This window comes from Dermacoccus sp. NHGro5 (assembly GCF_017565385.1).
Taxonomy (GTDB): domain Bacteria; phylum Actinomycetota; class Actinomycetes; order Actinomycetales; family Dermatophilaceae; genus Dermacoccus; species Dermacoccus nishinomiyaensis.
Genome location: NZ_JAGEKQ010000017.1, coordinates 41,536 through 56,889 on the forward strand (window position 1 = coordinate 41,536; position 15,354 = coordinate 56,889).

Here is a 15,354-nt window from a genome sequence, read left to right on the forward strand (position 1 = left end):
GCCATCACGGCGCCCGTTCGACCCGAGGAGTGCCATGACCGTCGAGACGCTGCCGCGAGTGCCGGCGATACCCCAGCCGGGGCAGGTGGTCAAGGTTCGGGGGGCGACCTGGGCCGTCGCCGACGTCCAGGATCAGGGGCTGCCCCGTAGCCCCGCCGACGAGGGACGGGCCGGAGCCGAGCACGTCGTCACGCTCCAGTCGATCGACGAGGACCGGCTGGGCGAGGAGCTCACGGTCGTCTGGGAGCTCGAGGTGGGCCACACGACCCTGCCCGACCAGGGCCTCCCGTCCCATGTCGAGCCGGGCAGCTTCGACGACCCGAATCTTCTCGGCGCAGTCGTCGACGCCGTGCGCTGGGGTGCGGTGACGAGTGCCGACAACAAGGCCTTCCAGGCGCCGTTCCGGTCGGGCGCAGCCGTCGAGGCGTACCAGCTCGAGCCGCTGCGTCGAGCGCTCTCCGCTCCGCGCACCAACCTCCTGCTCGCTGACGACGTGGGTCTCGGCAAGACGATCGAGGCCGGGCTCGTGATCCAGGAGTTGCTGCTGCGTCACCGTGCGCGAAGCGTCGTCATCGTCTGCCCGCCGAGCCTGATGATCAAGTGGCAGGAGGAGATGCGCGAGAAGTTCGGCCTCGACTTCACGATCGTCGACAGCGCGTGTCTCGCGGACGTGCGTCGCAGGCATGGTCTCGCTGCGAATCCGTTCCGTCTCTTTCCCCGGATCATCGTGAGCATGGCCTGGCTGCCGAAGGCGCGCGCGCAGCGGCTCCTGCGTGACGTCTACGGCCCCGAGAAGTCCGACCCTGCCACCGCCGCACGACATGCCTTCGACGTCCTCGTCGTCGACGAGGCGCATCACGTGGCGCCGTCGAGCCCGAGTTCTCTGGGTGGCGGGCGCGGGTATGCGGTCGACAGTCAGCGAACCGAGGCGACGCGGGCGCTCGCGAAGCGGTGCGAGCACCGTCTCTTCCTCAGTGCCACCCCGCACAACGGTCATTCGGAGTCGTTCACCGCGCTGCTCGAGATGATCGACGACCGTCGTTTCTCGCGCGGGGCGAACGTCGACGCGAAGGCGCTCGCCGACGTCACGGTCAGGCGTCTCAAGACGGACATCGAGGGCAAGAACTTCCAGAGGCGCGTCATCGAGAAGATCGTCTTCGAGCCGGACGAGGACGAGGCCAGGGCCTTCGAGAGCTTCCAGAAAATCCTCGACGAGGGTGCTCGGCGCAGCGGGGGCAAGAAGGGCGCCGACATCGTCTCGCTCATCCTCACGAAGCGCTTCCTCTCCAGCCCGTGGGCCTTCGGTCAAACGCTCGAGCGATACCTGTCGTCATCGACGTCGTCATCCTCCACGTACGACGACGACGAGTACGCCGAGCTCTTCGGCACGGATCAGTCGGACGACGAGGAGGGGCTCGCCGAGCAGCCCGAGTTCGGGGCGTTGGCCGGGGCCAGGTCCGAAGATCCGTTCGGCGACGCCGATCCCGCGGCCGTCGAGCAGTTGGTGGCCTGGGCCAAGGGGTACGAGATGCGTGCTGACTCGCGTGTCGAGAAGCTCGTCGAGTTCCTGGATGCCGTGTGCCGACCGGACGGAACGTGGAACGACGAACGTGTCGTCATCTTCACGGAGTACGCCGACACCCTGCACTGGGTCCAGAACGTCCTCGAGCAGCGTGGTCTCGACGACACGCGTCTCGCCGTCATCGAGGGCGGTACGCCGGCAGAGATGCGAGAGCAGATCCGCGCCCGTTTCACGGCACCGCCGTCGGACGAACCTCTCCGGGTGCTCCTCGCCACCGACGCAGCGGGAGAGGGCATCGACCTGCAGACGTACTGTCACCGACTCGTCAACCTCGACGTGCCGTTCAACCCCTCGCGTCTCGAGCAGCGGGTCGGCCGCATCGATCGTTACGGGCAGACGAAGCCGCCGGAGATCTACTACTTCGCCCCGGTGGAGACCTCGTCCGCGTATGCGGCGGACCTGCACTTCGTGGAGTACCTGGCTCGGAAGGTGGCGAACACCGATCGCGACCTGGGTTCGACGAACGAGCTGATCGACGAGGAGGTCCAGGAGCGATTCCTCCCTCGTCGCAAGCGGCGCGTGGTGCCCCGCGGCCGAGATGCCGACGTCGTCAACGCCGTTCTCGCTGCCGAGCAGACGCTGAACCAGCAGTTGACGAACCTCGCACGCACGTACGCGGACCAGAAGCAGCGCCTGCACCTGTCGCCGTTCAACGCCCGCCGCGTCGTCGATGCTGCGCTCGAGCTGTCGCAGGAGCCGCCGCTGCGCGTCGATCCCGACGACATCGGTGGCGACGTGCCGGAGACCTTCCGCGTCGATCACCTGAGCCCGCGATGGGCGAAGGCATGCGAGGGGTTGGAGTCGCGTCTCGCGCCCGGGGTGATGCGCCCCATCACGTTCGACGAGGACGTCGCCGCCGAGCGCCGCGACGTCGTGCACGTGCATCTCGGGCACGCGATCATGCAGAAGTCGGCGCGGCTGCTGCGCAACAGCCTCTTCGGCTCCGGTTCATCGCTGAACCGCGTCACCGCGGTCGTCGACGAGCGGCTTCCCGAGTCGTGCGTGGCGGCCGTCTCCCGCCTCGTGCTCGTCGGCCGAGGCGGCATCCGTCTGCACGAGGAGGTCTTCCTCTCGGGGGTGCGTCTGCGGGGTGCTGACATGGCCGAGGAGAAGGTCGACGCGATGCTCGAGACGGTGCTCGACGGTGATGATCTCGTCCTCGCGCCGGCGGCGGTGCGTGAGGCGTTGGCCGAGCGGTGGAACGACGCTGACGGGCGCCTGCGCTCCCGCCTGGAGAGCGCCATGGAGCACCGGGCGCGACGACGGCAGGAGGGTGTCGAGGATCGTCTCGCGGGGCGCCTGGCCGCGGATCAGGAGCGGGCAGAGAAGATCTATGCCGCGTTCCGGCGCAATCTGCATGATTCTCTCGCCGTCGCGCTCGAAGCGGAGAATCAGCAGCAACTGGCGCTCCTGCCCGACGAACAAGCGAGGCAGCGTCGACAGGACATTCGCTCCATGGAGAACCGCCTCGAGGCGCTCGACGACGAGCAGAGGCGCGAGCTCGCTCTCATCCGAGAGCGGTACGCGGAGGTCAAGCCCTTCGTCTCGGCCGCGGCGGTCGTGTTCGCCCTCACCCCCGCCGACGCAGCTGCCCTGGGAGGCGCACGATGAAGTCCAAGCAGGCACACCGCCCGATGAAGCCGATCGAAGCGCACCGCCGGTGGCTGGCAGCGATGGAGACGGAGGGGCCCTTCCTCGCGGCCCGGGCTCTCGTCAAGGCATGGCCCAGCGGCATGCCACCGCTCGAAGGAGACCGGCGGAGGTGGTTGACGCTCGCGACCAGCGAGTTCGAGCGCGCGTGGGACGCGTGGGATGCCCGGCCTGAGACCGGTCTCGACGACTACCGGCAGGCCCGTGACGCATTCGTCGACGTCGTCCTGCGTGACGTCGTCGGGTGGGGAGAGGCCTGGCATCGTGACGTCGGAGATGAGATCGACGCCGAGGTCACCTCCCCGAGGGGAGACGTGTCGGTGCGTCCTGACGGGGTTGCACGGGCCGGTGGTCGCGTCGGGGCCCTCGTGCACGTCGTCGACCCGGTGCAGGGGTCGCTGGCCGACCCGGGCCTCGACGGATGGTCGCAGAGCGCGATCGACCGCATGGAGTTGATGCTGCGTCGTGCAGACGTGCGCATCGGTGTGGTGACGGACGGTCGGCGGTGGGCACTCGTGAGCGTGCCGGCGAAGGACGGCGGCATGCCGTCATCGGGGGAGACCGACGCGCTCACGTGGTCGTCGGAGACAGGAGTGCGTGATGCGTTCGTCGAGTTGCTCTCAGGCTCGTCGCTGTTCAACACGAAGCTCGTCTCGTATCTGCCCGATGTGTTCGTCGCCTCGCAGGTGGCGGCTGAGGAGATCACCGAGGCACTCGGCGTTCAGGTGCGCAAGGCCGTCGAACTGCTCGTGGCGGCGCTCGACGAGTCAGGACGCCGGGCGGATGGCTCGAACCCGCTTCCCGACGACGGCGACGTCATCTACGAGGCGGTCGTGACGGTCGTCATGCGCGTCGTCTTCCTCCTCTTCGCTGAGGAGCGCGGGCTGCTGCCCCAGAGTGAGCTGTACCGCCGGGCCTACGGTCTCGCCGGCCAGCTCGACGAGCTCGTGCGCCAGGAGGCCGAGACCGGATCCGATTCGCTAGACCGAACGTTTCTGGTGTGGCACCGCCTGCTCGCCACGTCGACGGCGCTCTTCGGTGGCGTGAACTTCGAGGATCTCCGCCTGCCCGCCTACGGAGGTTCGCTGTTCGACCCGGCTCGGTTCCCGTTCCTCACCGCTCCCACCGAGGCCGGCACCCTCGCGCTCGGGGTGAGCGACCTCGTCATGCTCCACGTGCTGCGCTCGGTGCAGGAGACCGAGATCAAGGGGGAGGGGCGGCGCCGGGTCTCGTTCCGCGACATCGACGTCGAGCAGATCGGCTACGTCTACGAGGGCCTGCTCGGCTACACGTGCCGTCGGGCCGAGACGACGACACTCGGCCTCATCGGTCCGGACGGCGCCGAGCCGGAGGTGCCTCTCGACGTGCTCGACGAGCTGTACGAGGAAGCCGGATCCGATGCGGCGACGTCGACGACCATCGCCGCCTGGGTGAAGAAGAACCAGCCTGCGGCGAAGACGGCCACCACGAGTCGGATGACGAAGGCGTTCGCGGCGGGCGACTCGGCGGAGGACGCCGAGCCGACGCTCCGACGCGTGACGGATGATCCGGAACTGCGCGAACGTCTCAGGGGCTGGCTCGGCATCATCCGGCGAGACCTGCGCGGCAAGCCGATGGTCGTGCTCGAGGGCGGCTTGATGGTGGTCGAGACGCCGTCGCGCAAGAACGCGGGAGCGCACTACACGCCGAAGGCGCTCGCGGAGGAGGTCGTGCTCCACGCGCTCGAACCGCTCGTCTTCTCGCCGGGGCCGTACCAGACGCCGAACCGCGACGAATGGGCGCCACTCTCCTCGGATGCCCTGCTCGAGCTCAAGGTGGCGGACATCGCCTGCGGTTCGGGCGCGTTCCTCGTCGCTGCGGCGCGATACCTCGCTGATCGCCTCGTCGAGGCGTGGCAGCGCGATGGTCGAGCGGCCGATCTGCTCGACAAATGGGCGTCTCAGGGGCTCGACGAGCGCGAGTCACGGCGTCGCCTGCGGACGGCTGCCATCCGTGAGGTCGTCGCGCAGTGCCTCTACGGCGCCGACATCAACGGCATGGCCGTGGAGATGTGCAAACTGTCCCTCTGGCTCGTCTCGCTCGACCCACGCAAGCCGTTCTCCTTCGTCGACGACAAGGTGTTCCAGGGCAACTCGCTGCTCGGCCTCACGTCACTGCGGCAGCTCGAAGAGCTGCACATGTCACCGACGTCGAAACCCATGACGCCGCGAATGTTCGATGTCGTCGACGGGCGCCTCGTTCACACCATTCATCTCTCGGATCGGATCTCCGACGCCATCCATCTCCGTCGGCGGCTGGCCTCGGAGATCGCGAGTGACGATCCTCAGCGCAGTGCTCGAGCCAAGCGCGCGCAGTTGGGCGATGTGTACCGGCTGATGGCCATTCCCACGATCATCGCTGATGGTGTGATCGCAGCCGGCCTGGTGCACGGCGGAAAGCCAAGCAGGAAGCTGGATGAGGCTTACGAGGACCTCGGCGTCGCCGTCGATCGTGCCTTCCCCGAGAATGCGCGTCAGGCCGAGGCCCGCATGCTCAATGCCATCATCGACAGGGGGTTGACGATCGAACGGCTGTCGCCCGGTGTCGAGGCCGACCAAGACCGGTGGCAGCCTCTGCACTGGTGCCTGGCAGTCCCCGAGGTGATGCAGCGTGGTGGCTTCGACGCGATCATCGGCAACCCGCCCTTTCTCGGCGGCAAGAAGATCTCGATCGCCATCGGCAGCCCGGTGAGAGAATGGCTCGTCCATCAGCTCGCAGGTGGCACGGCGGGAAACGCCGACCTCGTCGCGTACTTCTTCCTACGGGCCCTGGATCTCCTGAAGCCCGGGGGAACCCTGGGTCTGATCGCCACGAACACCATTGCCCAAGGTGATACGCGTGAGGTCGGGCTGGACAGAATGGTCGAGGCGGGCTTCACGATCATGCAGGCCGTGCAGTCGCGGCCATGGCCAGCCCGCTCGGCGGCGCTCGAGTTCGCCGGGGTGTGGGGCGTCAACGGCGGCGTCGCTGAGACTGCCGAGCGAGTGTCCGAAGGTGCCGTCGTTCCACGCATCTCAACCCTGCTCGAACCGTCTGGGCGGGTCGAGGGGCGTCCGGTGCGCCTTCGCGAGAACGCGAAGATTGCATTCATCGGGTGCTTCATCCTCGGCAAGGGCTTCGTGGTGTCCCCGCAACAGGCCGCAGAGTGGATCGCAGAAGATCCTCGCAATGCGGAGGTGCTCCATCCCTACCTCAACGGGGAGGACCTCAACTCCCGCCCCGATTGCTCTGCCAGCCGTTGGGTCATCGACTTCGAAGAACGTTCGGAAGAGCAGGCGCGTCAGTACGCTGAGCCCTGGCGGCACGTCGAGCAGCATGTCCGGCCCGAACGCATCACCAAGGACGTCGTCAAATACCCTCGGATGGTCAACGAGTGGTGGAAGTTCTGGAACGCTCGCCCGGGGATGCGGGCGGCGCTGCGAACGCAGCAGCGGACGATTGCCGTCACCTTGACCAGTAGAACGCTGATGCCCGTCTTCGTGGGGGTTGAGCAAGTCATGAGCCACATGCTGGTGGTGATCGCTCTCGATTCGTCAGCAGATTTGGGGCTTCTGTCGTCATCTATTCACCGCGACTGGGTAATTCAGCGGGGTTCAGGAATGAAGGGGGACCCTCGTTATATTCCGACGGACGTGTTCCAGACCTTTCCTCGGCCGCGAAATACAGCGATGCTAGAGCGGTGTGGACTAGCGCTTGACACAAAGCGCCAAGAAATCATGTTGCGTCGCGAGCTCGGTCTGACGAAGCTCTACAACCTCGTCAACGACCCCACCATTGCTGACGAGGACGACGCTGACGTCGCGCGAATGCGGCAGATCCACACCGAGCTCGACCACGTCGTCATGGAGGCGTACGGCTGGGGCGACGTCGAGCTGAACCATGGATTCCACACCTACCGTCAGATGGCACGCTGGACGGTGTGCCCCGAGGCACGCGTCGAGATCCTCGATCGCCTGCTCGAGGAGAACCACCGCCGCGCCGCGCTCCAGGATGGTGCGCCACCGGCCACGGATGACGAGACGACCGAGTCGGAGGGCTCCGATGACTGACACGACCACAGAGACGCCCGAGCCGGGGCTCGTCGGCTCCGCTCCCTACGAGCTGGAATGGGAACCGGACGGCACGTCGTGGACCGCTCGCCGCAACCTCGTCGACATCCTCGAACGCGAACTCGTCGGCCCGTCGGGCGGTGACGAGGAGCTGCTGCCCGAGTCGCCGGTGACGAAGTACATGCTCGGCAAGCTCGCACCGCGCCCGCTGGCCGAACGTGCTCTCGTCGCCGACGATGAGATCGAGCTCGAGGAGGAGGCCCCGCGACCGCAGAAGGGCGACGAGGAACGGGTCGCCGACAGCGGGACGGGTGGCGACACCGGCGACGACGGCATCGACGACGCGCCCCTGCAGCGAGGCTCCACCGTTCCCGCGTCGATGGGCCTGCGTTTCCAGCTGCCCGCGGACGTGGGGTCGGTACGTGTCATCGCCGAGTGGGCGCGCTACGCCTCTCGGCGCCCGGACGACTCGGACCCCAACGCGCGCACGCGGTACGCGAGGGAGCCCAAGAGCGTCAGCACCGTCATCGACGTGGGCGCGCTCGTGCCGGGCGGCAAGGCCGCTCCGGTCGAACTGGACGAGCACGTCGAACTGCACGCCGACCGCTTCGACGAGGCAGCAACCGGTCGTCGACACGTCGAGCTCTCGCTGTGCAACGTGCAACCGACCAACGACCGCGTCCCCGTCGGGGCGTGGCTGTTCCAGACGAAGCTCATCGTCGAGTCGACCGACGGAAGCGCTGTCTTCCTGCCCGTGCGCGACGTGCGGCTCGACGAGAGCGTGCTCCTCGACGACCCCGAGGAGCGACAGCTGGCGCTTCAGTACCGCGACAAGCTCGAGTTCGCCATCGGGCGTACGACCTCGGTCGACTGGGCCAATCCCTCGGGAGGGCGCACGTCGCGCGTCTCGACGACATGGACGCCGACCGTCGAGGTGCCCGCCGTCGATGCCGAGACCGTCGAAGGTGTCGTGCTCGACATGCGCGCTCTCGCAGAGCTCAGCCCCGAGCACCTGGAAGCAGCGTTGCGGCCCATGCACGACGCCTACGTCGAGTGGCTCGATCTGCAGGAGAAGGTGGTGCGGGGCGAGGCCGCACCCCGAGAGGGCGAGCCCGTCGCCGAGGCCCTGCCCCCGCACCTGCAGCAGATCGCGTTCGACGCCATCGACAGTGCTCGCCTCGTCGCTGCCCGCCTGGCCGAGGGCATCGACTTCCTCGTCGACCCTGCGAACGAGCAGGCGCGACAGGCATTCGAGTTCATGAACGACGTGATGGCCGACCAGCGCGTGCACTCGCAGATCACCGAGCTGCGCGCGTCGGAGGGCCTGTCGCTCGACGCCGCCGAGGCTCAGGTTGCCGAGCGTGGCGCGAAGGCGCACTCGTGGCGCATGTTCCAGCTCGGTTTCGTCCTCATGCAGCTCCCTGCGCTCTGCGACCCAGCCCACGAACGTCGCGCGCGTGCTGACGCCGACGTCGAGCTGCTGTTCTTCCCGACCGGCGGTGGCAAGACTGAGGCCTACCTCGGCCTCGCAGCGTTCACGTTCGCCATCCGCCGTCTGCAGGGCGTGGTGGGCGAGGAAGGGCTCGACGGCTCCACCGGTGTCGCCGTGCTCATGCGCTACACCCTGCGCCTGCTCACGTCGCAGCAGTTCCAGCGCGCCACGACTCTGGTGTGCGCCGCCGAGCTGAAACGGCGCGACGACAAGGCCACGTGGGGCACCACGCCGTTCCGCATCGGCATGTGGGTCGGCTCCGACGTCACGCCGAAGACCATCAAGGCTGCGAAGGAGGACATCGAGGAGGCGATGGAGCATTCGTCCAGGCGGCCGAAGACGCTCCAGTTGCGGCGCTGCGCGTGGTGCGGAAGCCCCATCGAGACCAAGAACGTGCGTCTCGACGAAGACTTCGACCGCGTCCACGTCTCCTGCGGTGACGAGCTCGGCGACTGTCCGTTCGCCGACGCCGAGGGGCTGCCGGTGGTCACCACCGACGAGGAGATCTACCGCCTCACGCCGGCCTTCGTCATCGGCACGGTCGACAAGTTTGCGCGCCTCGCGCGGGAGGGACAGGCGGCGTCGCTCTTCGGGCACGTGACGGAGCGGTGCAGCCGACACGGTTTCGTCCACCCGGACTCTGCGTACTGCAAGGGCTCCAAGCACCTGAAGAAGGGTGACGCCCCCGCTGCCCACCGGGCGCCGGCCAAGCGGCTGCGACCGCCGGACCTCGTCATCCAGGACGAGCTGCACCTCATCACGAGCTCACTCGGCACGACGGTCGGGTTGTTCGAGAACGTCATCGACCTGCTCTGCCGGTGGCGGTCGGCGGACGGCGCGGAGTGCGGCCCGCTGATCGTTGCCTCGTCGGCGACGGTCCGGAGTGCCGGCGACCAGATCCGCCAGCTCTACGGGCGCGGCATGACGGTCTTCCCTCCGCAGGTGCTCGACGCAGGCAACACGTTCTTCTCCAAGGAGTTGAAGCCGTGGCGATCCCCGGAGGACGCCGAGCGCGAAGGCTACGCGCCCGGGCGTCTCTACCTCGGATTGTCGACGGCGGGCGGCCGCCTGACACTCTCGGAGATCCGTCTCGCGACCCTCCTGTTGTCCGCCGGGCAGCTTCTGCTCGACCGTGGGGGTGACGAGGCCGATCCGTACATGACGGTCGTCGCCTACTTCAGTGCGCTGCGTGAGCTCGCCGGCATGGCGCGTTTCGTGCAGGACGACGTCCGACTCAACCTGCGGTGGAAGAACGTTCGCGGAACGTCGCTGCCGGGGCGTGGCATGACCGCGAACGGGTTGAGCCTGGAGGAGCTGACGTCGCGCAAGAGCGGCACCGACATCACGGACACGCTCGACCGGATGACACAGACCTTCTCGGCGGAGACCCACTCGAGCGAGGCGCGCGCGGAGAGGCGCCGGATCCGGCGTGAGCTCTACGAGGCCAACAAGCCGAAGAAGCCGAATGCCAGTCTGATCAAGGAGCTCGACGCTGCTCTGGCAGCGCTGCCGAAGCCCACGTATCCGTATGACGTCGTGCTCGCCACGTCGATGCTGCAGGTCGGTGTCGACGTCACGCGTCTCGGTCTCATGATGGTCGTCGGTCAGCCCAAGAACACGGCCGAGTACATCCAGGCCTCGTCGCGCGTCGGTCGAGACAAGAACCGCCCCGGCCTCGTCGTCGCGCTGGGCAACACGGCGCGCCCGCGAGACCTCGTCCACTACGAGCAGTTTCGGGCGTTCCACGAGAACTTCTACTCGAGGGTCGAATCCCTCTCCGTGACGCCGTACTCGCTCACCGCACTGCGGCGTGGCATCCCTGCGGTGCTGGTGAGCGCCGCGCGTGCCCTCGATGCTGGCGATCCAGACGGGCTCTCGCCGGAGGCCCACGCCGGCAAGATCGCGGATGCCGCGATCAAGGATCGGGTGAAGGCATGGTGCGACCAGATCGCCGAACGTGCTCGACGCGCGGGCGGTGACGAGGCCGAGACCCTCGCGCGCGCGGAACTCGATGCCTGGCTGGACAAGTGGGCTGAACGTGCAGACCTCGCCGGAGAACGCGAGAAGGTCCTCGTCTACGACCGTCTCGGCCGCGGGGCTGCGGCCAAGGAGAAGGCCATGGCGCTCGTCATCTCCTCCGAGTCCGTCACCAAGAAGGACAGCCTCCGGGAGCGTCCACCGTTCAAGGTGCCCAACTCGATGCGTGAGGTCCAGCCCGAGATCAACATCCTTCTCAGCCCCGACGAGGACAAGCTCCTCATCCCCGAGACTCGCGTGACGCCACGGTGGGTCCACGAGCAGAACGCCGGAGGCGACGATGACTGACTTCACGCACGACCCCGACCACGAGATCGACATCGTCGACGACCAGGTTCGCGTGGCCGCCCAGCCGACGGGCCGTCGTAACTTCTCCAAGGTCGGCAGCGCTCGGCCGACCACGTTGTTCTTCACGGACGGTCCCGGGGCCATCAAGGACATGCCCCGATTCACGGTGCTACCCCTCGGTTACGACGCCTGGGATCGGGTGTGGAGCAAGTGGCCGACCACCGACAGGCCCGTGGTCCCCGCTCCGCGGCTCCTGGCGCGAGTCCGCTGGTTGCTCGGCTCTCAGGTCGAGGCCCTGCGCCCGTACCCGTTCTTCGAGAAGTCGAACTCGTGGGACGACGACGGTCGCACGATGGGCGTTCCTGCTGTCGTCTTTCCGCAGTGGCTGCGCTGCACGAAGTGCGGTCGGCTAGCGCGCCTGAGCGCCTTCACGTACTCGAACTCGGTGCCAGGCCGTCCCGATCGGGCTGGCTTCGTTCACGAGGAGTGCAAGACCGCGGGCAGCAAGATGGCGCCCAGCGCCCTACCTGCCCGCTACCTGCTCGTCTGCCTGCAGGGGCACCTCGATGAGTTCCCCTACCGAGAATGGGTGCATCACTTCGCGCCGTGCCCGAAGGTCGCCAACCCGGTGCTCAGGATGCTGGATCCGGGTGGCACCGCCGGTTCCTCCGCGCGAGTCGAGTGCACGCAGTGCGGCGCGAAGCGCGGCATGAACGAGGCGCAGGGAGAGGCTGGGAAGTCGAATCTGCCCAGGTGCCGCGGCCGACACCCGCACCTCGACGGTTACGACGCCAGCTGCGACGCAGAGCTGCGCCTCATGCTCGTCGGTGCCTCCAACCTGTGGTTCCCGGTCTCGGAATCCGTCATCGTGATGCCGGAGACCCAGGCAGAGGAGAAGGAGACCCTCGTCGCGGACCTGCGCGTCGCACTCACCCACGAGGAGGTGGTGGCGGATCTCGCAGAGGAGGACGCACCCGAAGACATGGCGAAGAAGCCGCGTGCCCTGCGCCGCATGCTTTCGAAGCACGCGGAGGGCATCGATCTTCCCGAGACCGATCCGCCGCTCGTCGCGGCATTCCTCGAGGCACTCACCCCGGGTGACGCAGAGGAAGAAGGCGACCAGAAGCAACGCCTCCTGGACTGGGACCCGCTCGATCTCCGAGTTCCGGAATGGAGGACCTTGCAGAACGAGCGCCCGACGATGCCGCAGCAGCCCTACGGCAAGAGTGGTCTGGTGTTGACCGAGCGAGTGTTGGAGGGGCAGCGGCTCCCGCGCGTCGACAGACTCGTCGCGGTCGATCAGCTCCGCAAGGTGCAGGCCTTGCTCGGCTTCACACGCATCGACGAGTTCTCGCGGGTCGACGACGCGGCGGATCGTCTCGTCCGTCTGTCGCGGGACGGCAAGCCGAAGTGGACCGTGGCGACGGAGAATCGCGGCGAGGGCATGCTCATCACCTTCGACGAGAGCGCGATCGCGTCGTGGGAGGAGAAGATCCTCGGCACCCAGCTGTGGAAGGACTACGGCGCTGCGAACCACCGCTACTACCTGAACCATCTCTCTGCCACGGCCAAGGTGGAGGAGTCGGACAAGAGGCTGCAACCACCTCGCTTCTGGCTGCTTCACACGCTCAGCCACGTACTGATGCGAGAGATGGCCATGCACAGTGGTTACGCGTCCGCATCGCTCTCCGAGCGTCTGTATGCGTGGAGTGCCGATGAAGAGAAGGGGCGCGCGCCGGCAGCCGGGTTGATGATCTGTACGACGGCCCCCGACAGCGACGGCACACTCGGCGGGTTGGTCGCGCTGAGCGACCCCGACCGATTCGCGGGGATCCTCGCGAGTGCGCTGCGGCGGGCTGGAAGATGCTCCTCGGACCCGATCTGCGGCAACCGGGTGCCGGCCAACTCGGAGGACTTCCTCCACGGTGCAGCGTGTCACTCGTGCGCGATGGCGTCGGAGACGTCGTGCGAGAACGCGAACCGGGCCCTCGATCGGCGAATGCTGCTGTCACTGCCCGGACACGAGACCGGCTTCTTCGGGGGCCCTGGTGACTGGGCCTGAGGCGGCGGAGAGGCTCGGCGAGGTTCTGACGGCGTCGGACGCGGAACGCCTCATCGCCGCCTTGCGTCGTCGAAAACCGCTGTCCTACGCGGTCCAGGAGGTCGATCCCACCCGCCGGGTCGCCGCGGAGAGGCTCTGCCGGGCGATCATCGACGACGGCCCAGACCGTGTGAGCGGCACCCGTCAGCTCGTCCTCGTCCTCCACTCGCTCGTCGCGGCCCTGGGGAGAGAGAAGACGGTCACCCCGGTGTGGACGGTGCCGAACGGCATCGGCATCACGGGCTCGGCGACCTCACAACTCGCCGACCACGTCCGCGGAGCCCGCGCCTCGATCGTGTGCTCGACCTTCAACCTGCAGCGGTCGTCTGCGCTCGTCGCGGCCCTGAAGGCCGTCGACCCGGACTCGGGGGTGAAGATCAACCTCTTCGTCGACACAGCAGCGGCCGAGGGCAAGCCCTGGGTCGGCAAGGAGGGTCAGTGGGTGGCGTCGTACACGCCGGAGGAGTTGGCCACGGAGCTTCCGGGTGCCAACGTCTGGCGCACGCGCCGGTTCGGTGACCGGGTCATCCGCAACCACGCCAAGTTCGTGGCCATCGACCACCAGAAGCTCGTCGTCACCAGCGCCAACATGTCGAGGAGCGCTGAGCGCCACAACGTGGAGCTCGGGATCGTGGCCGTCGACAGACTGCTCACGCAGCAGGTCGAACGCACGCTCTTCGAATTCCGGTCCAGCATCTATGAGCTGGTCACGCTCTGATCTCGTCGTGCCGGCGGTTCTCGACGCCGGTGGGGTCGGTCGCCGAAGTGGTCGCGGGCGCCGAGAGCGTGAGATCGCGGCGCATGCACTCGTCGACGAGTGCCTGCCTGAAGGCGGGCTGCGTACGCAACGAGCTGCGGAGCAGACGTGTCGTGAACCCGAGGAGGGCCTTGTCCGACAGCGGGGTGGCCCGCTGGGGGGCGGCGACGTCACGCAGGTGCTCGTACGCGTCCAGGCGGGGAAACTCCGAGGCCTGCGCCTGCCACACCTGACCGGTGCTGCCCCAGGCGGCCGCGGGCCAACGGCCCACGACGAGTGTCTCGGCCGATTCGACGGCGATGCTTCCTGGGCCCGCCAGGCGCTCGCCGACCCACGCTGCCACGCGGGTCGTGACGGCGTTTCCGAGCATCTTCCACCGTGTTCCACGCTCCCGAGCAGGGGTGAGGCCCTCGAAGGGGATGTCCGTCCATCCCCGCGCGAATCCCTGGAGTGCCTCGGCGTCCTCGAGGGCGGGGATCACGATGGGCGTCTCCGCGCCCGGAAGCCAGATCGCGGGGGGCGAGGGGATGCCGAGCGTCGACGACCCCTTGAGGGTGGGGATGGCGTCCTGAGCCCAACCGACTCCCCGGTTGCCCTCGGTCCAGTAGAAACCGTAGGCGTCCTTCCAGTAGTGATCCAGGGGGCGTGGGCCAGCGTCGTCGGCGAAGAGCACCTGCTCGGGCCGTCGCACGGCGGAGGCAAGGAGGATGACGCGTCGACGACGCTGGGGCAGGCCGGTGAACCGGGAGTCGACCGTGCGATAGGCCCATGCATACCCGAGCTTCTCCAGCTCGTCGACGAGGTAACGCATGGCGCGCCCCCGGTCGAGCACGAGCATGTTGGGCACGTTCTCGATGAGGAGATCTGGAAGCTTGCCGGTATTCGTGCTCTTCTCGAGCAGACGGAATGCCTCACCCACCATCCCGGAGGCCTTGCCCGTGATGCCGGCCGTACGGCCGGCCTGCGAGAGGTCCGTGCACGGAAACCCTGCCGTGACGAGGTCGAGCCCCGCGGGAAGTGACGCCAGCTGCGCGACGTCTCCTTCGACCTCGGCGTCGGTGAAGTGCTTGCGGAGCACCGTCTGGGCGGGGGCCCACCACTCGCAGAGGAGTTCCGTCTCGACCGCGCCGTGACCCGACTGCAGCCCTACCTCGATGCCGCCGATACCGGCGAAGAGCCCTACTACCTTCACCGTGCCTCCTTCGGGTGATGCGTGGTCGACGGTGGGCCGTCGTGAGCTGTCATGAAGCGACGACGCCAATCATCCTCGAGGTTCGCCGAACAGCCCAATTCATCTAGCGTCTGTCGTGGATCGAGCCCGCGCACCAGGGCTGTGACCCGGGGTGAGAGAAGGAGCAT

The 15,354-nt window shown here is 67.7% G+C and carries 6 protein-coding genes; 5 read left to right on the top strand and 1 reads right to left on the bottom strand.

Annotated elements, in window-relative coordinates; translation table 11 throughout:
* Window positions 1–34 precede the first annotated feature (34 nt).
* From drmD to drmC, 5 genes are read left to right on the top strand one after another with little or no spacing between them, the layout of a single operon-like run.
* Window positions 35–3,193, top strand: coding sequence for a DISARM system SNF2-like helicase DrmD (gene drmD, locus J4Z35_RS08490; RefSeq protein ID WP_074040058.1), 3,159 nt, complete (start codon window positions 35–37; stop codon window positions 3,191–3,193).
* The gene (locus J4Z35_RS08495) at window positions 3,190–7,320 is read left to right on the top strand and encodes a DNA methyltransferase (RefSeq protein ID WP_074040059.1); all 4,131 of its coding nucleotides are present in this window, start codon (window positions 3,190–3,192) and stop codon (window positions 7,318–7,320) included. The genes drmD and J4Z35_RS08495 overlap by 4 nt, the downstream gene beginning before the upstream one ends.
* Window positions 7,313–11,137 (top strand): DISARM system helicase DrmA, encoded by a 3,825-nt coding sequence (gene drmA / locus J4Z35_RS08500; protein WP_074040061.1) that lies wholly within the window; start codon window positions 7,313–7,315, stop codon window positions 11,135–11,137. The genes J4Z35_RS08495 and drmA overlap by 8 nt, the downstream gene beginning before the upstream one ends.
* The gene (locus J4Z35_RS08505) at window positions 11,130–13,199 is read left to right on the top strand and encodes a DUF1998 domain-containing protein (protein ID WP_074040065.1); all 2,070 of its coding nucleotides are present in this window, start codon (window positions 11,130–11,132) and stop codon (window positions 13,197–13,199) included. The genes drmA and J4Z35_RS08505 overlap by 8 nt, the downstream gene beginning before the upstream one ends.
* Window positions 13,186–13,956 (top strand): DISARM system phospholipase D-like protein DrmC, encoded by a 771-nt coding sequence (gene drmC / locus J4Z35_RS08510; RefSeq protein ID WP_074040066.1) that lies wholly within the window; start codon window positions 13,186–13,188, stop codon window positions 13,954–13,956. Before J4Z35_RS08505 ends, drmC begins: the two co-directional genes overlap by 14 nt.
* On the opposite strand, the gene dcm is transcribed toward drmC, so the two are convergent.
* Window positions 13,946–15,187, bottom strand: a complete 1,242-nt coding sequence (gene dcm, locus J4Z35_RS08515) for a DNA (cytosine-5-)-methyltransferase (RefSeq protein WP_074040067.1) — start codon at window positions 15,185–15,187, stop codon at window positions 13,946–13,948. The two genes, drmC and dcm, sit on opposite strands and share 11 nt — an antisense overlap.
* Window positions 15,188–15,354: the final 167 nt, after the last annotated feature.